A 23810-nucleotide genomic window follows, 5' to 3' on the forward strand; every position below is an offset into this window, starting at 1 on the left:
TCAGATGGCAAGGCTGAGGGCGTTCAAACATAACGGAGGAAATAAGGATAAATTACAAGAATTAATTTTAAATAATAAACGAAAGAATAAAAAGGAAGAAGTTTTAGCAAAATTAGAAGCAAAAATTACAACAAGCAAATTAAAAAAGAAATTTGGAGAACCAAAAGAAAATGTTCCAGCTATCAAGCGTGGTAAAAGAACTGGATTATTTCATGCATTAAAAGCTCTTGCTTAAAATTTAGAGAATAAATAAGTTTTATAGATAGTTTGCGTTCATAATCAATTGATGTTAGCCATTTAAAATGGAGCAGACTGGAATGAAGTTGAGCATGAATAAGGCTGTTTCATGTTTGACCGAAGGGAGTTTGAAACAGCCCATGCTCAACTTTATGGAAGTCGTCGCGGAATTTGTAGGCGGTATCAATTGATTATGAGAGCACAGGAATAACAGTCTTATCATAGAGGGAGTCAAAAATAATTTGAGTTATTTCCTATAGTAACTTGACACAATCTAGTTTTTAGGAGAATTTGACAACAAGGTTTAAGTATGATATCATGCCAAATGATGTTTGAAAAAGAAGATAATTTTGTAAGGAGGTATTAGTTATGGTTTCATTAGGTGAGATTTTAGGTGATGATGCTGAAGAATTTTCTGATTCAGCTTCTGAAGCAGAGCAGACTGGTCAAGTAAAGTGGTTTGACACTAAAAAAGGTTACGGTTTCATTGAACAAGAAGATGGCGATGACATTTTTGTTCATTATTCTTCAGTTCAAGGCGAAGGTTTTAAAGACCTTGAAGAAGGAGCGAAAGTAAGCTTCGAAGTTGTAGAAGGAGACAAAGGCTTACAAGCTGAAAATGTAGTCAAACTATAAGATAATATCAAGTATATTATCTTAATATATTACTTAATTAGAAATGTTTAATTAGAGACCTAAGTGGAAATTTTGATCCTTCCATTTAGGTCTTTTTGATTTGAAATAATTTGCAGGAGAACTACCATGCATAGAGAATAATTTAAGTATACGCTATAGAAAAATTAAGAATGAATATGGTATGGGGAGATGAACTATCATATGTCACAAATAAATCAAGTACTAACTATTGCTGGCTCTGATTCAAGTGGCGGTGCTGGGATTCAAGCTGATATTAAAACAGTAACTATGCTAGAGAATTATGCTGCTTCTGTAATTACTGCTGTTACTGCCCAAAATACTCAAGGTGTAAGAGGAGTTTCTATGTTAGATGGAGAGTTCGTTAAGGAGCAGTTAGAGACGATCTTAAATGACTTAGATATTAAAGCAATTAAAACCGGAATGTTAGGAACAAGTGAAATAATTGAAATTATCGCTTCAATTGTAGAGGATAGAGAATTAGAAAATTTAGTAGTTGATCCGGTAATGGTAGCAACTAGTGGTGACAGACTTTTAGATGTAGAAGCTGAGGATCTTTTAAAGGCGCGACTACTACCTTTAGCAACTGTAGTAACACCAAATATAGAAGAAGCTAAAGTATTAATTGATAGAGAAGTTAGTAGTCCAGAAGATATGGAATATGCAGCTAAACAGATAAGTCAACTAGGTCCAACAGCGGTTTTACTTAAAGGAGGTCATAGTACTGGTGAGGAAGCTGTAGACCTTCTTTATTATGATAAAGAGATACATTATCTATCAGCTGCAAGAATTAATACTACTAATACTCATGGAACAGGTTGTACTTTGTCAGCAGCTATTGCTTCTAATTTAGCGAATGGTATGGAAGTTGTTACTGCTGTAAAAGAAGCGAAAGACTTTATTACTAATGCTTTGAGAAATGCAAAGCAGATAGGTCGGGGTAATGGACCAGTTAATCACTTATGGAAGTTCGATCAAAAATAATTGTAGTTAAAATTTGGGTTTGTCACATTTTTGTAAAGAAGATTATGTATAATTTAGTTAGTAAGATATAATAATGAAATAGAGGAGGAATAGTATGAAGAGTTCATTAAATTTTGACAAAGCATCATTAGCTAATTACTTAGTTATTGCTTTAGTAGGATTACTAGTAGGTGGCCTATTAGTTAGTGTAAATTCTGAAAGAGTAGTTGCTAAAAAGAATACTAATGTATCGCCACAGATTTTTAAACAGAATGTCTTTGCTGATATAGCCTCTGAAGTTGATTCAGCAGTGGTGAGAGTTAATGCTAAAATTAAGATCGATTCTAAAAAGATGAAACGACAGAATCCTTTTTATAATGACCCTTTCTTTAAGAAGTTTTTTGGTAATGATTTTCCTAAAGGAAAGAATGGACATCCAAGAATTAGGCAAGGGTTTGGCACAGGATTTATCATTAGTAAAGATGGATATATTTTAACTAATGAACATGTGATTCATAATGCTGACCAGGTTACTGTTAAATTGACTGATAGAAAAGAACCAGTTAAAGCTGAGCTAGTAGGTTCTGATTTTCGTTTAGATTTAGCTGTTTTGAAGATTAATTTAGATGAAGAGTTGCCAACAGTAGAGTTAGGCAATTCTGATAAGATTAGACCAGGAGATTGGGCAGTAGCTATTGGTAATCCTTATGGTTTAAATCATACGGTTACAGCTGGAGTGATTAGTGCATTAGAACGTCCATTACGTATTAATCAAGGCGATAAACCGCGACTATATGAGAATATGATTCAGACTGATGCTGCTATTAATCCTGGTAATAGTGGTGGGCCATTATTAAATATTAACGGTAAAGTAATTGGGATTAATACTGCAATTAATGCGCAAGCGCAAGGAATTGGATTTGCAATTCCAATTAATGAGGCTAAAAAAGTGTTAAGTGAGTTAAAGAAGAAAGGCAAAGTTATTAGACCATGGATGGGAGTCTATATGCAGCCTGTTACTAAAGAGATTGCTGACTACTTTGGGTTAAATAGTACCCGAGGTGCTTTAATAGCTGATGTAATGCCAGGTAGTCCAGCTGAAGAAGCAGGTTTAAAAGCTGGTGACGTAATCTTAGAATTTAATAAAAAAGAAGTAAAGAGTCCTGATGATGTAGTAGATTTAGTAAATAAATCTAAAGTGGGTAAAGATATAATATTAAGAATTTCAAGAGATGGAAATAAGTTATTCTTAACAATGAGTTTAGGAGAAAGACCAAAAGAATATTAAGATTTTTATTAAAGAGCCAAGGAATCAAATTTGATTCCTTGGCTCTTTTTTATATTATTTAACTTGACATGAAAGGTTTGGGTATTATATAATTAATCAAAGAATTAAATACATATAGGATTACTCGGGATTAAAGAGATTTTATAGAGTTTGTTATAAGAGAGTATAAATTTAATGCTTCACAATTGCATATTAATGAATAGGAGTAACTAAAAGTAGGTTTATATCATATTATAAGAATAGAGGGTTTATAAAATTAAAATATTATTTATATTTGTGAGGTGGTTGTTAAGATGGAAAAGGAACTTGATATAGAAATTATTAAAAAAGAGACTGATTTGTTAATCATTGGTGGGGGAGCTGCCGGGATCTTTGCAGCGGTTAAAGCTAAAGAAATGAAGCCAGAATGTGAAGTAACGATTATGGAGAAATCAAATATTAAGTGGAGTGGTTGTCTAGCAGCTGGGATTAATGCTATCAATGCTTATATCACGCCAGATGAAACGCCAGAAAGCTTTCTGGAATATGTTAAGAATGATAATAACGGAGTTGTTCGGGATGATTTAGTTTATACGATTGCTCAGCAGTTAAATCAAGTAACCGAAGAGGTAGAAAGATGGGGTTTGCCAATTAAGAAAGATGAAAATGACAATTACCTAGCACGAAGTAGGCGAAGTATTGAGATTAATGGTGATGAATTTAAGCCGATTTTAGCAAATAGAGTTGAAGAAGAGGATGTTGAAATTTTAAATAGAGTAGTTGCTACTAATTATTTAGTAGAAAACGGTGAAGTGTACGGAGCATTTGGATTTTCGATACGAGAGAATAGATTTTATGTGATTAGAGCTAAAGCTGTAATCTGCGCTACCGGGGGGGCTAGTGGTATCTATAAGCCTAATAATGAAGGGGGAGCTAAGCATAAGACTTGGTATCCACCGTTTAACGCAGGTGCTGGTTATGCAATGGGAGTTAGAGCTGGAGCGGAGATGACTAGTTTTGAGATGAGATTTATTGCTTTACGTGTTAAAGATGTGATAGCACCGACAGGAACTTTAGCCTTAGGTGCTGATGCTAATCAGATTAATGCGTACGGAGAGAATTATCTAAAGGATTATGATAGAATAACAACACCGATTCGTTTGCAGGCTACTTTACGTGAAAATAAACTTGGTAGAGGACCTTGTTATCTAGATGTAAGCCATCTAGATGAAGAGGGGTGTGAAGGATTAAGGAAGAAGTTCTTAAATATGAGTCCTAGTATTGTTTTACAATGGGCTGACCGCGAAGTGGAACCAAATGAAGAGCCGATTGAAATTACTGGTTCAGAGCCCTATATAGTAGGAGGTCATGGTCAAGCTGGTTACTGGATTGGAGTAGATCGGAGCACTACTTTAAAAGGGCTTTATGCGGCCGGGGATGTAGCAGGTGGAGCGCCAAAGAAATATGTAACCGGAGCTTTTGTAGAGGGGAAGATTGCTGTAGAGAACGCTCTAAAGTTGATTAAAGAGAGAAGTGAGAAAAAAGTTGACGAACGATTCATTTGGCAAGAGTTCCAACGAGTCTATGAGCCATTACAGCAACCTGGAATACTAAAGCCACAAGAATTAGAAATTAGACTACAAAAGGTAATGGATGAGTATGCAGGAGGAATCAGTAGTGGTTATCAAGTTAATAGAAAAAAGTTATTAATTGCTAAAAAGAGATTAAAACAGATTGAAGCAGATGTGGAACGATTAAAAGTAGAAAACTTACATCAATTGATGGCAGCCCACGAAGTGGTTGACAGAATTTTAATAGCTAAGGTAGTAGTTGCTCACTTATTACATAGAAAAGAGACGAGATGGCCGGTTTACCAAGCAAATTTAGATTTTCCTGAACAGAATAATCAAGAATGGTTTAAATTTGTTAATTCAGTCTATGACTCTAAACGTGAAAAAGTACTAATTAAGGAGAGGAAGTGTCATGACCTAGAGGAAGTAGGTGTTCAGTATGAGTGTGCGTATTAATAATAAATCATGTAATTTATGTGGAATATGTATTGATATTTGTCCAGGTAATCTTTTATTAAAGAAAGAAGATAAAGTTGTAATTAGAGCACCAGAAGAGTGTTGGGATTGTGCTGCTTGTGTTAAGGAGTGTCCTACCCAAGCAATCGAATTATATTTACCTTCGGAGATTGGGGGGCGAGGGGCTACTCTACGAGCTAAAAAGGAAGGAAATGAGAGAATTTGGGCTTGTAAGAACCCTGCTGGTGAAATAAATGAATATCGGATTAAGATTAAATAGATAATAAAGTAGTACCTATTTATTTCACAACTTATCACAAAGGAGTGGTTCTTTAATGAAACGCTATAAATGTGTAGAGTGTGGTTATATATATGATCCAGCAGAAGGTGATCCAGCCTCAGGAGTCGAGCCAGGAATCTCTTTTGCAGATGTCTCTTATAGTTGGGTATGCCCACAGTGTGGAGCCGATAAAGAGATGTTTAGAGAAATAAATTCATAGTTTAATCTCCTCTTCTCTTTAGTAATTGGGTAAATTAATTGTTAATTTAAAAATTATATGTTATAATTTAAATTAACAAATTTACTCAAAGAGGGGAGGGGAATTAATGGCTAAAAACGATAGACAAAAAACGATTGCTACTTTTATGGTGGTTATTTTTGTTGCTTCTATCTTTGTTGCGGCTGCAGGATATTTTAGTTCATCTAATAATGGACAATCATCTAACTCTCAACAGCCTAACTCTCAAGCTGGGAATGAGACAGCAACAATTGCTAAATATAAAGAGCAATTAGCTAATAATCCACAGGACGTTAATGCTATGGTGGCTTTAGGAAATGCTTACTATGACCAACAGAATTATAGACAAGCTATTAATTATTATGAAGCAAGTTTGAAGTTTGAATCTGATCATCCACATGTATTAGTGGATTTAGGAACTGCTTATTATTATCAAGCAAATTCAAATCCTAAGAAAGCAATAGAAGTGTATAATAAAGCATTGGAGCTAGATCCTAAATTTAAGAATGCTTTATTTAATAAAGGGGTTGTTTTACATTTTGGTTTGCAAGATTATCAAAAATCAATTAAGGCTTTCGAAGTATTTTTAGAGAAATATCCTAATGGAGAACTGGCTAATAAGGCTAAACAGTTTATTACAGAAGCAAAAAAGACAATGAAATAATTTTTTTATTTTTACCCCCGGCTATACTGTTCGGGGGTTTGACTTTTGTAGTGAAAAGTGTTATTATTAATTCAAAATATTTTGAAATCTGTATATAATATGAGAGGAGAGAGATTGAGTGAAAAAGACAATTGTGGGGATGTTGTTGACAATCTTAATTCTAATAGTAGTTGCTTATTTAGAATCTCCACTACTGCCATTAAAAGGTTTCAAAGTAGGGTTAATAATGACAATTAAGATTATACCATTATTAATTTTTGCTTTTATTATTGCTGGTTATATTCAAGTATTAATTCCGCAAGAAGTAATTGCTAAGTGGCTAGGAGAGGAATCAGGGTTTAAAGGGATAATTTTAGGCAGTATTGCAGGTGGTATTATTCCAGGCGGTCCTTATGTAAGTTACCCAATTGCTGCATCTTTTTTAAAAGCTGGTTCTGACCTAGGAACTGTAGTGGCTTTTGTAGCAGCTAAGCTGTTATGGTCGATAAGTAAATTAGTAATGGAAGGGGCTATTTTAGGTTTTAGACTAATGGCAATCAGGTTAGGAGTAACATTAATCTTTCCACCTCTAGTTGGTTTATTAGCTAGTCTATTCTTTGGAAGGTTTAATGATAGATTAGTTGCTAGGGAAGCAGGTGAGAATTAGTGCTGAAATCCACTATTATCATGGCTGTTATTGCTCTATTCTTATTTATTATTGCTTATGTGAAAGAGGGTAATTTACATATTGAAGGATTAAAGGCTGGTAGTCAAATGTTAATTAGAACAGCGCCGTTACTATTAATAGCTTTTGTTTTAGCTGGATTATTACAAGTATTAATTCCACAATCATTAATAATTAATTGGTTAGGTGAAGGCGCAGGAGTAAAAGGAATTTTAGTTAGTTGCATTGCTGGTTTAATTACTCCAGGTGGACCTTATGTTGCGTTTCCATTGGCAGCGGCCCTTTTTAAAAGTGGAGCTAGTTTAATGACTATTATTACTTATATAACTGCATGGTCAGTTTGGAACGTAAGCTCACTTTCATTTGAAGTTGCATTGATTGGCCCTAAATTTACATTAATTAGACTTGTAACCATGGCTTTTATTCCTCCATTAGTAGGTTTAGTTATGTACCTTTTTGGATAGTATGATTTTTCACAAATGATGGAGGATAATTTTAACTTATATAGAATAAATATTATTGATGTGTAATTAATAGTATATCTTGAGAGGAGTGTTCACAGAGTGATTAGAGAAAAGAAGATTGGTGATTTTATGGAAGAATTTGCATCTAGCTCACCTACTCCTGGTGGAGGGAGTGCAGCGGCTTTAAGTGGAGCTTTAGGTGCTGTATCTACTTGTATGGTAGCTTCTTTGACGGTAGGTAAAGACGATTATGCAGATGTGCAAGAAGAGATGGAAGAGTTAATTGAGGCAACTACTCAGCTTAAAGAGGATTATCTTGACTTAGTAAATCAGGATATGAAAGTCTTTGGCGAGTATATGGAGGCTTTGCAGATGCCAAAAGAGACTTCAGAGGAAGAAGAAAAACGGAATAAAGCTATGAAGAAGGCATCAATAGAAGCAACCGAAGTTCCTTTTTCCATGGCTGAAAAGAGTGTAGAAATTCTAAAACAAGCACTAATTGCTGCAAAGAATGGTAATACCCATGCGGTCAGTGATGCTGGAGTAGGTGCTATCGAAGCATGGGCTGCTTTAGAGGCTGCCGAGTTAAACGTGAATATTAATCTAGCTTTTATGAACGATGAAGAGTATGTTACAGAAAAGAGAGAAGCAATGGAAGCTTTAAAATCAGAAGCAAAAGAATTAAAAGAAGAAGTATTGAAGATTACTAATGAAAAAATAGGTGGTTAAGTAATTAGAAATGTATAAGTGCAACCAGTGAGATAAATTTTCTCGTCTGGTTGCATTTTTTACATTTTGAAAGGAGTTTGAAGAGCGAAGTGTCTAGTTTATTCATTGTTATGGACCTTTTCGAGTTGATGATATTGCTCTATTAATGCTTTTATATATTCTTGACGAGTAATTTTTTTATCTATTAATTTATATATTAACTGCGATTCATGTTTTAATTTTTTCATTAACATTCAACTCCTTTAATTTTTAGTGTCACTGTTCTACTATTATTCTGGTTATTAAAAGTTTTTTAATACTAGTATATCTTAACAAGGATAATGATGGTGTTTAAAACATTAATTTAAAGTTATAAAAATGATAAATTGCGACAAGCTAAGAAATAATAAATTTTATAATTTAAAAGGAGGCAGATTAATGACTACAAAAGATGATCTACAACAAGCAGTAAGTGCGGCTGAAGGTTTAAAGACTCAATTGGAGACTTTTGCTCAGGATACTAATGACCAAGAAGCAGCCCAGATGTTCAAAGGTTTAGCGCAGAATCTGGATAATTGTACCCAACAGTTAAATGGTAGATTTGATTATGTTAAGCAAGAAGAACCACAATATCAAGGTCAATAGATAATTATAAATTAAATATTTTTTATGATAGGCGTTCATCTTGATTGGTGAACGCCTGTTTTTATATTCAAATTCAGCATAAAATTCAATATATTTCATATACTATTAAAAAGCTAGGAGGTGTAATAATAATGAAAGCAACAGGAATAGTAAGAAAAATAGATAATTTAGGTAGAGTTGTAATTCCTAAAGAAATACGCAAAGAAATGAAGATCAATAATGGAAACACTTTAGAGATATTTGTAGACCAAGATGATAGTGTGATATTAAAAAAGTATAGTCCAGTAGAAGAGTTAGACCGGGTAGAAGACTATATTGATACCTTAGTAGAAACTACCGATTGTGATGTTATGATCACTGATGCAGATAAAGTAGTAGCGAGTTCTGAAGATATGGAATGTTATGTTAAGAAACCAGTTGGTCATGGAGTTAAGGAAGCTATGCAGAGTAGGACAACTAAAACAATTAAGACAGCTAAAGAAGAAGATATTTGTGAAGAGTGTGGGAAACAAGAAAAATGTCAATTAGAATCAGTCTTAATAGCTCCCATTATTAAACAAGGTGATGTATTAGGTTCAGTTATTTTATCTACAACAGGAAGAGAATTAGGTGATTATGAAGGGAAAGTAGCAGAAACAACTGCTAAAATTTTTAGTAAGCAATTAGGATTATAATAAATTAATAGTAGTTCAATTTTACATCAAGGGCCTTCAATCGAGAAGGCCCTAAACGCTATGTGACAAAAATCACATAAAAATATGACTTTTAAACTTTCATTCTCTAATTAGATAAGTTAAAATATTATATATAAGCTTAATATCTAATTGGAGGGATAGTATATGGAAAAACAGAAATGGTATAACAATATAGTAAAAGTTAGGAATATAGTTCAAACTATTTTTTCTCTTTTTTTACTGTATGCAGGATGGCAATTTTATCGTTTTGTACGTTACTTTGAAACTGGAGGTAAGACAGAGTTTGTAACTAGACCAGAAGCAGTAGATGGTTTTTTACCAATTAGTGCTTTATTGGCTTTAAAACAATTATTGGTTGCTAAGGTTTTTGACCCGCTTCATCCAGCAGCGTTAGTAATATTTTTAACGATTATATTAATTTCGTTCTTATTTAAGAAAGGTTTTTGTAGTTGGTTATGTCCGGTAGGAACAATTTCAGAATGGCTTGGTAAATTAGGAGAAAAGCTTTTTGGCAGAACATTTGAACTACCAAAGGTAGTAGATTGGTTACTAATGATTCCTAAGTATTTGATTTTAGGTTTTTTTGTGAAAGTTATCTTAATCGATATGCCCATTATGTCGGTAATGGGCTTTTTACAATCTCCTTATAACTTAATAGCAGATGTAAAGATGTTACATTTCTTTCTTGATTTAAGTTCATTTGCAATTAAAGTTTTAATCTTTTTGGCTGTTGCTTCAATTTTAATTAAAAATTTTTGGTGTAGGTACTTATGTCCGTATGGTGCTTTATTAGGAGTAGTTAGTTTAGTCAGCCCAATTAAAGTTACTAGAAATGAAGAGACATGTATTAATTGTGGTTCATGTACAAAAGTTTGTCCTAATCAAATAGAAGTGCACAATCAAGAGCGTATCAGTTCACCTGAATGTAATGCTTGCTTAAATTGTATTAGTAATTGTTCGCAAGAGGATGAAACTCTAAAGCTTTCAATCTATAATAAATTAAAGGTGTCTACAATGACATATCCAGTCTTATTATTAGGAGTATTTTTATTAATGATTACAATTGCTAAATTAACTGGGTATTGGGAGAGTGGAATTACTAAAGAGATGTATCAACAATTTATTCCTAAGGCGGAGTACTTTAACCATTAGATATTTAAAAGCAATTGCTAATTAGCAATTGCTTTTGTTTATGGTATAATTAAATTAAATATTAAAAAGGTTGGGATCTAATATGGAAGAAGTCTTAGTTATGAGTCTTTTAGCTGGATTAGCAATTGTTTTAGGTGGTTTATTAACTTTTATTATGGATAAATTAAGTTCAAAGTTATTAGCTGCTATATTGGGTTTTTCTGCAGGAATAATGATATTTATATCTATTTTTAAGTTTATACCATCTTCATGGAATAATAATACCCCCTTGGTTACAATATTAGGTTTAGGAATGGGGATTACTTTAGTCTGGTTATTAGATATCTTTATACCTCATCACTGTTTGCATCGTTCACATTCTGAAAATAATGGTAGTTCAAATAACGATGGTCAATTGATAAAGATAGGTTTAGTAATCGGTTCGGGAGTAGCTTTACATAATTTAGTAGAAGGCTTGGCGGTAGGGGCAGGACACTTTGCAGAGGAACATTTAGGAATCTACATTGCATTGGCTTTAGCCTTACATAACTTACCGATAGGGGTTGCTATTGCTACCCCCTTGAAACTAGGAAGATTGAATAATATTAATATATTATTGATTACGACTTTAGTAGGGTTATTTACCCCTTTAGGAGCACTTATTAGCCTTTATCTATATAAAATATCAGAAGCTTTTATTTCTTTTGGTTTGGCATTATCAGCAGGACTAATGTTAAATATTATTCTTCGAGAGTTAATTCCTGAAGCATATGAGTATAATAAAGGATTTGCTAGTTTAGGTTTAATTTTGGGTATTATACTTCTTAAACTATTACATTAGATAGGTTTTGTGGTCAAACCATTCGATCATTAGACATAACTATTGACAGGAGGCTGATTATTATTTATAATTAATAATAGTTTAATGGTAAGTTAAAGTAATTAAGTAAAAAATATTGAAGCACTAGGTGATTAAAATGACAATCGAAAACAAAGAAAAAGTTAACTAGGAGGAGTTATTATGCGTGTAGTAATGTTAGAATCATTATCAGTAGAAGAAGAGATTATTAATGATTTGGCAGGTGAGCTTAAGAGTAAGGGACACGAATTTGTGGCTTACGATGACCGTGTAGAGGACGAAGATGTAATTATAGAGCGAGCCGCTGATGCAGATGTTTTAATCATAACTAATCTGCCTCTTTCTAAAAGAGTCATTGAGTCATGTCCAAATCTTAAATTCATTTCTGTTGCTTTCACGGGAATCGATCATATTGCTGTAGAAGCATGCAAAGAGCAAGGTATTACGATCTCTAATGCACCAGGTTATTCAACTCATTCAGTAGCTGAATTAGCAATCGGTCTTATAGTATCAGTTATGCGTAATATAGTTGCTTGTGATGCTGCTACAAGAGAGGGGAAGACTAGAGAAGGATTGATTGGGAACGAATTATATGGTAAGACGCTTGGCATTATTGGAACTGGAAGTATAGGTTTACGAGTTGCTGAGATTGGAAAGGCTTTTGGTTGTGAGTTAATTGCTTATAGTCGTTCTGAAAAGCAAGAAGCTAAGGACTTAGGGGTTACATATGCTGACTTAGAGACTGTGATGTCTAAGAGTGATATAGTAAGTCTTCATGTTCCGTACACAAAGGAGACAGAAGGACTTATAGATGAAGAATTGATTTCTTTGATGAAAGAGTCAAGCGTCTTTATTAATACGGCTCGCGGGCCTATTGTAGATAGTGAGGCGTTAGCTAATGCCTTAAATGAAGGTAGGATTGCTGGAGCAGGTATTGATGTATTTGAAATGGAGCCTCCGATTACGGAAGATCACCCATTATTAAATGCACAGAATACGGTTGTAGCTCCACATGTTGCTTTTGCTACCCCAGAAGCTTTCTATCGAAGAGCTCAAACTGTTTTTGAAAATATTATTAACTGGGATGCAGGAAATCCACAAAATATAATGGTGTAAGTAAAGCTTAGAAAAAATTAAAAGATATTGATTAAAAATAATAACTTCTATCCTTCTATTATACTTTGGGAAGGATAGGAGTTTATTATTTTATAGAGGAAAATCAAGTAATTTCACAGTAATATTGTTGTAGGGTAAAGGGTTGAGAAATAGTAAATTAGAAAGGAAGATATAAATGTCAATTATGGATAATGAAAAAATAGGTTATATTTTTATTATTTCAGCTATGTTAATTTGGGGGAGTGTTGGGGTATTTGCTCGTTTTATTCCTCAACCTTCAATAGTTATCGTTTTTTATCGTGTTTTATTTGCGTCTCTTTCTTTATTATTTATGTTAGCATATAATAAGGATTTAAATTTTGATTTAAAAGGGAATAATAAGATTCTTATATTAACGATGGGGGTTGCTTTAGCTCTAAATTGGATTTTCTTTTTTAAAGCAATCAAGATCACCACTATTGCTAGTGCTACTCTAAGTTATTATTCTGCGCCTATCATACTAACTATGTTATCAATTATATTTTTAAAAGAAAAGTTAACTAAACAAGGGACTGCAGCTTTGCTATTAGGTTTTATCGGTATTTCAGTTATGTTACTAGGTGGGAGTAGTAACGGTTTAACAACAATACAGCTAAAAGGAATAGGCTATGGATTAATAGCAGCTGCCTTTTATGCTTTATTTACTTTAAATAATAAATTAGTTTCTAATCTTTCTGCGCAGTATTTGACGTTATTACAAACAGGAATATCCTGCTTGATTTTATTGCCATTTATTATACATTATCCATTACCAAACTTAAAGTCATTATTCTTATTGTTAATTATGGGGGTTGTACATACAGCAATTGGACTAATTTTATATATTAAAGGTTTAAGGATTAGCAAGGTGCAGGATGTAGGAGCTTTGAGTTATTTAGATCCTTTAAGTGCTATATTTTTTGGTATTATTGTATTTGGGGAGATTCCTAGTCTTGCTACTTTGATTGGAGGAGGACTAATTTTGTTTGGGAGTTATATAATTATTTCTAAGTGATTAAGGCTAGTGAAGATATGATGTATATAAATAAGGTTAATTGAAATAATAAAAAATGATAAGGTTATTTTTAGATGGTAGGAGAAGTTGATAGAAGACTAAGGGTGGTTGGGTTAAGGAGTGAAAAAAATGGCCCACAAATACGTAAGTTGGAAAGTGTTGATTGTAGCTTTAGTTGTAGTAGGAGTTTTAGGATATGGAACTATTAAGTATACTGAACGTCCAAAATTTTGTGCCAGTTGTCATGAAATTGAACCTGCATATAATAGTTGGAGTACTTCTACTCATGACGGTATTAATTGTATGGAATGTCATGCTGACGAAGGAAAAATTGGATTAATTAAGCGCAAATTGGCTGCCTCAAAAGAAATCTATAAACATCTGCTAGGTGAGACTGAAAATATTGAGGGAGATGTACCTAGTGAGCGTTGTATAAAATGTCACGAAGAGATTGAAACAGTAAGCGAGAGCGACCAAATTAATATTCCTCACCAAAAACATATAGGTGCTAATATTGAATGTACTGCTTGTCATGCAGAAGTCGTTCATGGAAGTACAGGGTATAGAAGTCCTGGGATGGCGGTATGTTCTAAATGTCATGATGTTTATAATCCTGACAAGTGTATTAAATGCCATCAAAAAGTTAGTTAAAGACGTTATAGAATTAATTTTACAATATTCTTAGCTAGTGTTTAATATGGATATGGAAGTAATATCGAAGCATCTCTTCTATATAGAAGAGATGCTTTTTAGTCTAAGTTAAAGTTAAAGGAGATGATCAAATGTCAGAAACGGTTTTCTTTATAATTGCCTTAATTGCTGGTATATCAATGGCTATTCAAGGTTCATTAAATTCAGTATTTGGTAAGATAGTTGGTCTTTGGGAAGCAACATTTGTAGTTCATATAATTGCTACTACTTTAGTGGCGATTATTATATTTATCTTGAATTTAAATAAAGGAGATTTTAGTAACTTAGCAGAGGCACCGTGGTATACGTATTTAGGTGGAATTTTAAATGTTATTATCTTATATGGAGTTGTAATTAGTATGCCAGAATTAGGAGTTGCTAATGCTACAACAATAATTATTGCGGGACAGGTTACTACAGCAGTAATTATTGATCATTTTGGTTTTTGGGGTTTAGATGCTGTACCTTTTCAATGGATTAAGTTATTAGGAGCAGCCTTTTTAGCGGTCGGGGTTAGATTGATGTTAAGTACTGGATAAAAATAATTATATTAAAGACAAATCTATTGACAATTCTTTTAGGAGACTATATAATATTATTAAAAGCACCCCAACTGGGAGGGGATAGAGTGATTAAAAGGGCTTATATAGATTTAGAAGCTTGTAATCAATCACGTGATTGTGAAGCGATGAAGCATTGTACTAAAGAGGCTATTAATTTTGATGATGGTAAGCTATTTATTGACCAACTTTGTAATGGGTGCGGAAAATGCAAAAAATATTGTAGTAATCAAGCAATTAAGTTAGTTTGATAAGTAATTATGATTAATAAAGAGGAAAGAAAAGAGTTTTATAGAATAAATTACTTAGTTAATAATAGTTAAAAGGAGGCGTTTAAGTTATGGCAGGAGAAAATGTGATTGAATTAAATGAAGATAATTTTCAAGAAGAGGTTTTAGAAGTAGAGGGAAAGGTATTAGTTGATTTTTGGGCTCCTTGGTGTGGACCTTGCAAACAGATAGCACCATTTGTTGAGGAACTAGCTGATGAGTATGCTAGTGAATTAAAGGTAGGAAAGGTGAATGTTGATAATAATCAAAATTTAGCTGCTGAGTATGGTGTAATGAGTATTCCTACGTTACTTGTATTTGAAGGTGGAGAGATTATTGAGAAGCAGGTTGGCTTTACTAATAAGGATGGTTTAAAGGAATTAATTAGTGATTAATTATTTCTAATTAAACGTATAAACATTAAGTAGGAGTAGAGTTCTTTCTCTACTTCTATTTTTTAGTCTGATTTTTATTTAAATTAATATTGGGAGGGTATAGTAAAGTGAATAATAAAGTTGTAGTAATTATATTACTTTTATTAGTAGGTTTTGTAATGTTTAGATCATTTTCGATGACAAAGAACCAAGGGTATCAAGATATTACTGCTTCAGAAGCTCAAAGAATGATTAAAAATGGAGATGTATTAGTAATTGATGTTAGACAGCCTTATGAGTTTCAAGAAGGACATATTAATGGTTCACAATTAATTCCTTTAGGCAAGATTAAGACTGCTTATAAGGAACTTGACCCTAATCAAAAGATTATCTTAGTTTGTACAAGTGGATCACGAAGTTCAAGTGCTGCTAATTTTCTGTCGCAACAAGGCTTTACTAAAGTTTATAACTTAGATGGAGGTCTTTTAGCGTGGAGTAAACTATAATAGTATTAAAATTATGGAAATGAATTGTTTATTTCCTTGACAATTTAGATTATATACTATATAATTTAAATGTAAGTACCCCAGCCCCATGGGGGAACAAAAAATAAATAAGCTATGAGTATCCCCTTATAACCCCTATCAATTTTTAAAATTATACCTCTCAGTTATAATTTTTTATAAGGGGATATTTTTTTTATTTTAGTAGATACTAAGATAAAAGCTGAGAGGAGGCTTAATAATGAATCATGAGATTAAACTTTATACTACTCCTACCTGACCTGCTTGCCACCAGGTGAAAGAGTTTCTTTCCCGCAAAAATGCAAATTATACTGAATTTGATGTAGCTAAGGATACAAATGCTAGAGAAGAGATGATTAATATGACTGGGAAGTCGGCGGTGCCAGTGGTTTTAGTAGACGATGAAGTGATGGTAGGGTTTGATCCGAATAAATTGAATGAAATTTTACACTAGAGGATTATTTTGAAGGAGCTGGTAAAAAACTAGCTCCTTTTTTTGTCATTTAAGCAGGTATTTTATATGTTTAAGTCTAAATAATATATCAGTGAGAAAAATCACATATAAAAAGTTTGAATTTCTAGGGTGAAAAATGTATAATGATATATGTTATACATTTGAAATGAACTATTTTAAAGGAGGTATAATTAACTTGAGTTTAGAGTTGTCGGAGAATGCCAAAAATTTATTAGAGAATAGATATTTAAGGAGAAATGAATCAAGAGAGATAATCGAAACACCAAAAGAGCTTTTTGAAAGGGTAGCTAAAAATATAGCTGATGCTGAAGAAGATGAGGAGAAAGAGAAGTATTATGAAGAAGAATTCTATAAGTTAATGACTGAATTTAAATTTTTACCTAATTCACCAACATTAATGAATGCGGGAACAGAATTACAACAGTTAGCTGCTTGTTTTGTTTTGCCGGTACCAGATAGTATGGAAGGAATCTTTGATGCTGTTAAGAATGCTGCTTTAATACATAAGTCTGGTGGAGGTACAGGTTTTGCTTTTAGTAGGCTTAGACCTCAAAATGATGTAGTTAAGAGTACAGGAGGAATTAGTTCTGGGCCACTTAGTTTTATGGAGGTCTTTAATACTGCAACTAATACTGTAAAACAAGGTGGAAAGCGTCGTGGCGCTAATATGGGGATGCTGCGAGTAGACCATCCGGATATTTTAGATTTTATTAATTGTAAAGGTGAATTAAATGAAGCTAATCAAGAGTTATATGACCAATTTAAAGAACGTTTAGAGTCTACTTATTTAAATCAAGATAAAGTGAAAGAAGAGTTAAAAGAATATAAAAGAAAACTTCTAGATAAACAATTTTCTAACTTTAATCTTTCTGTAGCAGTAACGGAAGAATTTATGCAGGCTGTAAGAGAGGAAGAGAATTATGATTTAATTAATCCTCGTAATGGACAAGTAGTTGGACAATTAGATGCTAGGGAAGTATTTGATTTAATCGTTGGTTATGCTTGGAAGAATGGAGAGCCAGGAGTAATATTTCTTGATGAAATTAATGAAAAGAATCCGGTACCTCATTTAGGTGCAATAGAAGCAACTAATCCATGTGGAGAACAGCCACTTTTGCCTAATGAGGCATGTAATTTAGGTTCAATTAATTTATCTAAGTTTATAAAAGGGGGAGGAGTTGACTGGGAGGCTTTACAAGAAACTGTTCAAATGGCAGTTCGTTTCTTAGACAATGTGATCGATATGAACAATTATCCACTCCCTGAGATTGAAGAGCAAGTTATGAAAGCAAGAAAAGTTGGTTTAGGTGTTATGGGCTTTCATGAGATGTTAATTAGACTAGATATTGCTTATAATAGTCAGGAAGCTGTTGATATGGCTAAGAAGGTGATGGAGTTTATTAAAGATAATGCTCATCAATATAGCCAAGAGCTAGCAGAAGAAAAAGGACCATTCCCTGCTTGGGAGGATAGTATTTATGATAAGCCACAGCGAAATGCAACCTTAACTACTATTGCTCCGACGGGGTCAATTTCATTTTTAGCTGGAACGAGCGGAGGTATAGAGCCGTTCTTTGACTTCTCTTATACTCATACTGATGGTGAAGGAAATGTATCTACTTTTGAATATGACTTTACTGAAGATGCTAATGAGGAAGTATTAGTGACAACAATGGATATAGAGTCCGAATGGCATATTAAGATCCAGGCTGCTTTTCAGGAATATGTAGATAATGCTGTTTCTAAGACTATAAATCTACCATATTCAGCTACTAAAGAAGATGTAGCTAATTCATATCTATTAGCTCATGAGCTAGGTTGCAAAGGTTTAACTGTTTATCGAGATGGTTCAAGAGGTAGTCAGGTTTTAAAATCTAGTTCTGCTGAAGAAGATGAAAATATAACACAGACAGATAAGATCTATCCACAAAAACGACCATTAGCTGCTTTAGGAGAGACGATAAAGTATGACACAGGCTGTGGAAAGTTATATCTTACTATTAATATTAATAAAGAAGGAGAGCCGATCGAAACTTTCTTAACTACAGGGTCAGATGGTGGCTGTAATGTTATGACTGAAGCAGTAAGTAGGTTAACTAGTATGGCTTTAAGAGCAGGGATAGCACCTGAAAAGGTAATTGATCAGTTGCGCTCTACTAGTACTTGCCCAAGCTTTATGTATCGAAAGGGTAAGGGTAAGAACTTAACGGGACGTAGTTGTTCAGATGTAGTGGGGAGAGCTTTAAATGAAATTTTAAAGTCTAATGAATTTAGAGATATGTCTAGTGAGGTAACTGCTGTCATTGAAGAAGAAGTTGTAAGTAGTTATCAAGATGAATCTGCTGATTATGAAGTTGAAAAACTGAAGGATAAAATTTCTATTCAAAGACCGGATTGTCCGGAATGTGGTCAAACCTTACACTTTGAACAGGGATGTAATTCTTGCAAAAACTGTGGTTATAGTAGTTGTGGTTAATAAAATATCGAAATTTAAAAGCCTTGTTGGAAAACCTCTGATAAGGCTTTTATTATATTGAATAGATAGACGGTTGTTTCCTCCTAAGTTAGTATAAATTACTATACCAAATCTTCTGGATGTTTGTTATAATCACTATGTAAAAGCCTAAATTAGGGAGTGAATCTAGAAATGAATAGAGTAATATTGAAGAAATTAATTACTTACGTTTTACTAGTAAGTTTAATGGTACCTTTCTTAACAGGGGTTCTATTAATTGAACCTGCTATGGCTTTTGATGGTGATGGATGGAATTATAAGAAAGTATTAAAAGGATTACTTATGATGTTTTTATTATCATTTGTCAGTAAACAAAATTCGGAAGCAGAACCACCTAATATAGAGTTGCCAGATTCTGATGCCCAGGCTAAAAAGCAAGGTGAAAATTATATTCGTTATCAGCCGCAACCTGGTGAATTAGAGACCTTGGCTAAGGCAATTTATTCTGAAGCTAGAGGAGAAAGCTATACTGGACAAGTTGCTGTAGCGGCAGTAATCTTAAATCGAGTTGATAGTTCACTTTTTCCTGATACGATTGATGGAGTTGTTTATCAGAAAGTTGATGGTTCTTATGCTTTTTCAGCAGTTTTAGATGGCCAAATTAACTTAACTCCTGATGCACAAGCCTATGATGCGGCTAGAGATGCACTAAATGGTTGGGACCCTTCAGAAGGAGCTCTTTATTATTATAATCCACGAACAGCAACCGCAGATTGGATCTTTAATAATACAGAAAAAATTAAGAGAATAGGTGAGCATGTATTTGCTAGAAGAAAATATTAACGGTAGATAATAAAGATTAAGACACTATCAAATTTGGTAGTGTCTTTGATTTATGATGAAAAGTTTGGTATAATATAACTATATAATAGTACCACCCTGAAGTGTGGGGTAGGAGAGGAGAGATAGGAACTATGAAAGCAATTAAATCAAAAATAAGTAGTATTGGAGCAGTAATTTCAGCATTTTTTACTGGGATTTGTTGAATTACGCCAGTTATTTTTGCACTACTAGGGCTTAGTGGTGTCGGCTTAGGTCAATTGGCTATCTTAGGTAAGTATCAACCTTACTTTTTGTTTTTAACTGTAATTATGTTAAGTTATTCTCATTATTCTTATTATGTTAAGGGACAGGGAGATAAGAAGACGAGGAATATTCTATGGTTTAGTACAATCATGGCTGGTAGTTTAATTCTGTATACTTATCGCTATCTTTTTATATAATATAGATACCTAAATTAGCACCTATGATAGGTGCTAATTTAATATTAAAAACATAATATTTATAAAAGGGAGAATAAATAATGACTAATGACCATACAGATAGAATAAAAAAAAGATATAATCGAGTAGCAAGAGTTTATGACCTTTTAGAAGCACCGATGGAATTGATGGCGCAAGGACGCTTAAGGGAAGAAGTCTTTTCTCATGTAGAAGGAAGAGTTTTGGAGGTAGGGATTGGGACAGGAAAGAATATCGATTACTATCCAGAAGGAGTAAAGGTAGTAGGAATTGATTTTAGTGAAAAAATGTTGGAACGTGCGAGAGAGAAGTTGCATAGAATAGATGTAAAGATAGATTTAATCGAAATGGATGCCCAAGATATGACTTTTGCTGATAATACTTTTGATACATTAGTGACTACTTGTGTTTTTTGTTCTGTGCCGGATCCAATTAAAGGTTTGAAGGAGATTAACCGGGTATGTAAGCCAGAAGGTAAAGTAATCATGTTAGAACATGTTCGTAGTAAAAATTTAGTCTTAGGAAAGTTTATGGATCTAATCAATCCAATTCCAGTGAGGTTATGGGGAGCTAATATAAATCGTAAGACTGTAGAAAATGTTAGAGAGGCAGGGTTGAAGATTGTAGAAGTAAAGGATGTAGCTACTTCATTAGTTAAGTTAATCATTGCTAAGCCTAGTTAATGGTTAAATTTATAATTAATGTAATTAATTTCTTGACAAAGTCTAATGTATGTTATATAATACAGTTAAGATATTAAAAAATAGAGATAATTAGTTATATTTTTCAGTTAAGGTCAATATATATTAAATAAGTTAAAATTAAAGATTAATTAAGTCCAGCGACGAAAGAGTCCAGAGGCCATAGAGCCCAGAGGCCATTCAGAGTCCAGAGACCTTTAGAGTCCAGAGGCCAAGTAATTCGTTCCGTTTAAAGGAGTGAGTTACTTGGCCTTTTTTATATTTTGTGAAAAAATAATCATATTTTAGAGAGAAAGGAAATATATATTTAGTAAGTAAAGTTAAATATTGGTAAGTCCAGCGACGATGGAGCCCAGAGGCCTTTAGAGCCCAGAGGCCATTCAGAGTCCAGAGACCTTAGAGTCCAGAGGCCAAGTAATTTGTTCTTTTTTAAGAGAACGGATTGCTTGGCCTTTTCTATTTAAATAAATTGAAAGGAGGTGAAGTAGTAGGAGATAAGTGAAAGGTTATAATTAATTAGGAGAGTCTTTAAGAATGGGAGGTTTGAATTAATGGTTACTTTAAATCATTACTTACTATTAGCAGCAGCTTTGTTCTGTATTGGCTTATTTGGAGCATTATCTAAGCGTAATGCTATAGCTGTATTGATGTCAATTGAATTAATGTTAAATGCTGTTAATATTAACTTGGTAGCATTTTCACATTTTCTCGCTGATACAGTGGGGCAGGTATTTGCAATCTTCGTTATTGCTGTTGCAGCTGCAGAGATAACTGTTGGAATAGCAATGGTTATTGCTATCTATCGCAACCGCTTTTCAGTTAACGTCAATGAGTTTAATCTATTGAAATGGTAATTAATAAAGTTAGAGAGGGGTGACCCTGTTAATGGTAGAATATGCTTGGTTGATTCCGGTATTGCCACTGTTTTCTTTTTTAATCATCGTTTTATTTGGGCGATACCTTAAAAATGACAGTGATAAGATTGGGATAGGATCTTTATTTATCTCGTTCTTATTAGCCATTGGAGTATTATTAGAAGTAATCAATGGATCTACTATAACAAAAGAATTTGTCTGGGCAACACATGGAGATATTGAAATTGCTTTTGGTTATAGTGTAGATGCATTGACTGCCATGATGTTTGTGGTAGTTACATTCGTAAGTTTGATGGTACATGTATACTCTAAAGGCTATATGGAAGGAGATAGTAGATACAAACGTTTTTACGCTTGTTTATCATTATTTACTGCGTCAATGTTAGGTTTAGTAATTGCTAATAATTTACTTTTACTCTTTATCTGTTGGGAATTAGTAGGATTATGTTCTTACCTATTAATTGGTCATTGGTTTGAGGATATTGAAAATGTTTTGGCAGCAAATAAAGCCTTTTTAACTACTCGTGTTGGAGATATTGGAATGTTAATAGGTGTAATTATGATCTTCGCCATGGGTAAGACCTTTAATTTTGCTGAGTTAACGCATCTTGTTGAACATGGAGAAATTGCAGGGGTGGGTTTAACTGTAGCAACAATATTTCTTTTTGTTGGTGCTATAGGTAAATCAGCTCAGTTTCCACTACATGTTTGGCTACCTGATGCTATGGCTGGTCCGACACCGGTGAGTGCTTTAATTCACGCTGCTACTATGGTAGTAGCTGGAGTTTATTTAGTAGCAAGAATGTTCTTAATCTTTGCTGCGGCTAAGACTACATTAACAGTAGTAGCATTTATTGGTGGCTTTACAGCTATCTTTGCTGCAAGTATAGCTTTAGTAGAAGAGGATATAAAAGGGGTCTTGGCTTACTCAACGATCAGTCAGTTAGGTTATATGGTTTTGGCTTTAGGAGTAGGAGCTTATACAGCTGGAGTATTTCATCTTATGACTCATGCTTTCTTCAAAGCACTATTATTCTTAGCTTCTGGTAGTGTAATCCATGCAGTGCATACCCAGAATATGCATAAGATGGGTGGTTTATTAAAGAAAATGAAGGTTACAGGTTGGACTTGGATTATAGGTTCGGCTGCCTTAGCTGGAGTACCACCTTTTAGTGGATTCTGGAGTAAGGATGAAATTCTATTAGGCGCTTATCATTCCGATTATAAAATTCTATTTTGGATTGGAGTTATTGCAGCTTTCTTTACAGCCTTCTACATTACTAGAGCAACAATTATGACTTTCTTTGGAGAACCTAGAGATGATCATGCTTATGAACATGCACATGAATCACCATCAGTTATGACTATTCCATTAATTCTTTTAGCTATATTAGCATTTGGATCTGGATTTGTGAATTCTCCATTGACAGATATGGCATTTGGAAAGTTTATAGCTCTTGAACATGGTCACCATGCTTCACCAAGTAGTTTTGTCCAGATGACAGCAGTTGGAGCGACGCTATCAGGAATTATTTTAGGTTGGCTTATCTATGGACTTAGGATCATTTCACGGAAGTCAATTATTAAGTTCCTATATCCGGTTTGGCGCTTATTAAAAGGAAAATACTTTATCGATGAAATTTACAATGTAGTTGCTATTAGAGGTTCTTTAGCTTTATCCAAATTAATTGGTGCGTTTGATAAGTATGTAGTAGATGGAATAGTTAATTTAACTGGTAGGCTAGGCGTCTTTATAGGTGATTTAATAGGTGACTTTGATAACAAGGTGGTTGATGGTGCAGTCAATGGTGTCAGAAATACTTTCTATGTTGGAAGTAGGTTAATAAGGAATGCACATACTGGTTATTTACAGTCATATGCTTTAACATTATTTTTCTCTGTGCTAATTGGTTTAATTATTATAGTGATAGGAGGATAAGA

27 protein-coding genes and 3 pseudogenes are annotated in these 23810 nt (G+C 33.5%); 29 read left to right on the forward strand and 1 reads right to left on the reverse strand.

Going from position 1 to position 23810, the window contains the following annotated elements; all coding sequences use genetic code 11:
* From BM077_RS13775 to BM077_RS12055, 11 genes and pseudogenes are all read left to right on the forward strand, one after another.
* Positions 1-235 (forward strand): annotated as a pseudogene (locus tag BM077_RS13775) (ISLre2 family transposase); the annotation flags it as partial.
* Positions 236-678: 443 nt separating this feature from the next.
* Positions 679-873, forward strand: a pseudogene (locus BM077_RS12010) (cold-shock protein); the annotation flags it as partial.
* Between the two features lie 201 nt (positions 874-1074).
* Entirely contained in the window at positions 1075-1875 is an 801-nt protein-coding gene (gene thiD / locus BM077_RS12015; protein ID WP_089750766.1) for a bifunctional hydroxymethylpyrimidine kinase/phosphomethylpyrimidine kinase, read from the forward strand.
* A gap of 94 nt (positions 1876-1969) precedes the next feature.
* Positions 1970-3142 carry a S1C family serine protease gene (locus BM077_RS12020; protein ID WP_089750764.1) on the forward strand — a complete coding sequence of 391 codons (1173 nt, stop codon included), beginning with the start codon at positions 1970-1972 and terminating at the stop codon, positions 3140-3142.
* A 293-nt stretch (positions 3143-3435) separates the two neighbouring features.
* Positions 3436-5148 carry an adenylyl-sulfate reductase subunit alpha gene (locus tag BM077_RS12025; RefSeq protein WP_089750762.1) on the forward strand — a complete coding sequence of 571 codons (1713 nt, stop codon included), beginning with the start codon at positions 3436-3438 and terminating at the stop codon, positions 5146-5148.
* Positions 5132-5428, forward strand: a complete 297-nt coding sequence (locus BM077_RS12030; RefSeq protein WP_089750760.1) for a 4Fe-4S dicluster domain-containing protein — start codon at positions 5132-5134, stop codon at positions 5426-5428. The genes BM077_RS12025 and BM077_RS12030 overlap by 17 nt, the downstream gene beginning before the upstream one ends.
* 55 nt (positions 5429-5483) lie before the next feature.
* A complete protein-coding gene (locus tag BM077_RS12035) occupies positions 5484-5648 on the forward strand; it encodes a rubredoxin (protein ID WP_089750759.1) in 165 nt (54 codons plus the stop codon).
* 106 nt (positions 5649-5754) lie between these two features.
* The gene (locus BM077_RS12040) at positions 5755-6330 is read left to right on the forward strand and encodes a tetratricopeptide repeat protein (RefSeq protein ID WP_089750757.1); all 576 of its coding nucleotides are present in this window, start codon (positions 5755-5757) and stop codon (positions 6328-6330) included.
* Positions 6331-6448: 118 nt separating this feature from the next.
* Positions 6449-6976, forward strand: coding sequence for a permease (locus BM077_RS12045; RefSeq protein WP_089750756.1), 528 nt, complete (start codon positions 6449-6451; stop codon positions 6974-6976).
* Entirely contained in the window at positions 6976-7458 is a 483-nt protein-coding gene (locus BM077_RS12050) for a permease (protein WP_089750754.1), read from the forward strand. The genes BM077_RS12045 and BM077_RS12050 overlap by 1 nt, the downstream gene beginning before the upstream one ends.
* Positions 7459-7557: 99 nt before the next feature.
* Positions 7558-8187, forward strand: a complete 630-nt coding sequence (locus BM077_RS12055; RefSeq protein ID WP_089750752.1) for a cyclodeaminase/cyclohydrolase family protein — start codon at positions 7558-7560, stop codon at positions 8185-8187.
* Positions 8188-8285: 98 nt separating this feature from the next.
* Here the strand turns inward: BM077_RS12055 and BM077_RS14085 are convergent, their stop codons facing one another.
* Positions 8286-8414 carry a hypothetical protein gene (locus BM077_RS14085; RefSeq protein WP_255361638.1) on the reverse strand — a complete coding sequence of 43 codons (129 nt, stop codon included), beginning with the start codon at positions 8412-8414 and terminating at the stop codon, positions 8286-8288.
* Between the two features lie 190 nt (positions 8415-8604).
* On the opposite strand from BM077_RS14085, the gene BM077_RS12060 reads away from it, so the two are divergent.
* The 18 genes and pseudogenes from BM077_RS12060 (at position 8605) to nuoL (ending at position 23808) form a co-directional block, all read left to right on the forward strand.
* Positions 8605-8811, forward strand: coding sequence for a DUF1657 domain-containing protein (locus tag BM077_RS12060; protein WP_089750750.1), 207 nt, complete (start codon positions 8605-8607; stop codon positions 8809-8811).
* A gap of 131 nt (positions 8812-8942) precedes the next feature.
* A complete protein-coding gene (locus BM077_RS12065) occupies positions 8943-9485 on the forward strand; it encodes a stage V sporulation T C-terminal domain-containing protein (protein WP_089750748.1) in 543 nt (180 codons plus the stop codon).
* Between the two features lie 165 nt (positions 9486-9650).
* The gene (locus BM077_RS12070; protein ID WP_089750747.1) at positions 9651-10658 is read left to right on the forward strand and encodes a 4Fe-4S binding protein; all 1008 of its coding nucleotides are present in this window, start codon (positions 9651-9653) and stop codon (positions 10656-10658) included.
* Positions 10659-10740: 82 nt separating this feature from the next.
* Positions 10741-11478 carry a ZIP family metal transporter gene (locus tag BM077_RS12075; RefSeq protein ID WP_089750745.1) on the forward strand — a complete coding sequence of 246 codons (738 nt, stop codon included), beginning with the start codon at positions 10741-10743 and terminating at the stop codon, positions 11476-11478.
* Between the two features lie 180 nt (positions 11479-11658).
* Positions 11659-12612 carry a 2-hydroxyacid dehydrogenase gene (locus BM077_RS12080; RefSeq protein WP_089750743.1) on the forward strand — a complete coding sequence of 318 codons (954 nt, stop codon included), beginning with the start codon at positions 11659-11661 and terminating at the stop codon, positions 12610-12612.
* A gap of 175 nt (positions 12613-12787) precedes the next feature.
* Entirely contained in the window at positions 12788-13645 is an 858-nt protein-coding gene (locus tag BM077_RS12085) for a DMT family transporter (protein WP_255361637.1), read from the forward strand.
* Positions 13646-13774: 129 nt separating this feature from the next.
* Positions 13775-14296: a NapC/NirT family cytochrome c gene (locus tag BM077_RS12090; RefSeq protein WP_089750741.1), complete on the forward strand. Its 522-nt coding sequence runs from the start codon at positions 13775-13777 to the stop codon at positions 14294-14296.
* Between the two features lie 131 nt (positions 14297-14427).
* Complete coding sequence (locus tag BM077_RS12095) at positions 14428-14874, forward strand: DMT family transporter (RefSeq protein ID WP_089750739.1); 447 nt, start codon at positions 14428-14430, stop codon at positions 14872-14874.
* A gap of 89 nt (positions 14875-14963) precedes the next feature.
* Positions 14964-15146: a 4Fe-4S binding protein gene (locus tag BM077_RS12100; protein ID WP_089750737.1), complete on the forward strand. Its 183-nt coding sequence runs from the start codon at positions 14964-14966 to the stop codon at positions 15144-15146.
* Between the two features lie 89 nt (positions 15147-15235).
* Positions 15236-15559 carry a thioredoxin gene (gene trxA, locus BM077_RS12105; RefSeq protein WP_089750735.1) on the forward strand — a complete coding sequence of 108 codons (324 nt, stop codon included), beginning with the start codon at positions 15236-15238 and terminating at the stop codon, positions 15557-15559.
* A 107-nt stretch (positions 15560-15666) separates the two neighbouring features.
* A complete protein-coding gene (locus BM077_RS12110) occupies positions 15667-16044 on the forward strand; it encodes a rhodanese-like domain-containing protein (protein ID WP_089750733.1) in 378 nt (125 codons plus the stop codon).
* A gap of 289 nt (positions 16045-16333) precedes the next feature.
* Positions 16334-16516: pseudogene (locus BM077_RS12115) on the forward strand (glutaredoxin family protein); the annotation flags it as partial.
* A 196-nt stretch (positions 16517-16712) separates the two neighbouring features.
* Positions 16713-19013, forward strand: coding sequence for an adenosylcobalamin-dependent ribonucleoside-diphosphate reductase (locus tag BM077_RS12120; protein WP_218149537.1), 2301 nt, complete (start codon positions 16713-16715; stop codon positions 19011-19013).
* Positions 19014-19184: 171 nt separating this feature from the next.
* Complete coding sequence (locus BM077_RS12125; protein WP_089750730.1) at positions 19185-19835, forward strand: cell wall hydrolase; 651 nt, start codon at positions 19185-19187, stop codon at positions 19833-19835.
* A gap of 257 nt (positions 19836-20092) precedes the next feature.
* On the forward strand, positions 20093-20275 hold the full coding sequence (locus tag BM077_RS13620) for a hypothetical protein (protein WP_143018634.1): 183 nt from the start codon (positions 20093-20095) through the stop codon (positions 20273-20275).
* A gap of 80 nt (positions 20276-20355) precedes the next feature.
* Positions 20356-20976, forward strand: coding sequence for a class I SAM-dependent methyltransferase (locus tag BM077_RS12130; protein WP_090095278.1), 621 nt, complete (start codon positions 20356-20358; stop codon positions 20974-20976).
* Between the two features lie 569 nt (positions 20977-21545).
* On the forward strand, positions 21546-21848 hold the full coding sequence (gene nuoK, locus BM077_RS12135) for an NADH-quinone oxidoreductase subunit NuoK (RefSeq protein ID WP_089750726.1): 303 nt from the start codon (positions 21546-21548) through the stop codon (positions 21846-21848).
* 31 nt (positions 21849-21879) lie between these two features.
* On the forward strand, positions 21880-23808 hold the full coding sequence (gene nuoL, locus BM077_RS12140) for an NADH-quinone oxidoreductase subunit L (protein ID WP_089750724.1): 1929 nt from the start codon (positions 21880-21882) through the stop codon (positions 23806-23808).
* The last annotated feature ends 2 nt before the right edge of the window (positions 23809-23810 follow it).

The sequence above is a fragment of the Candidatus Frackibacter sp. WG13 genome (assembly GCF_900114655.1).
Classification (GTDB): Bacteria; Bacillota; Halanaerobiia; order Halobacteroidales; family Acetohalobiaceae; genus Frackibacter.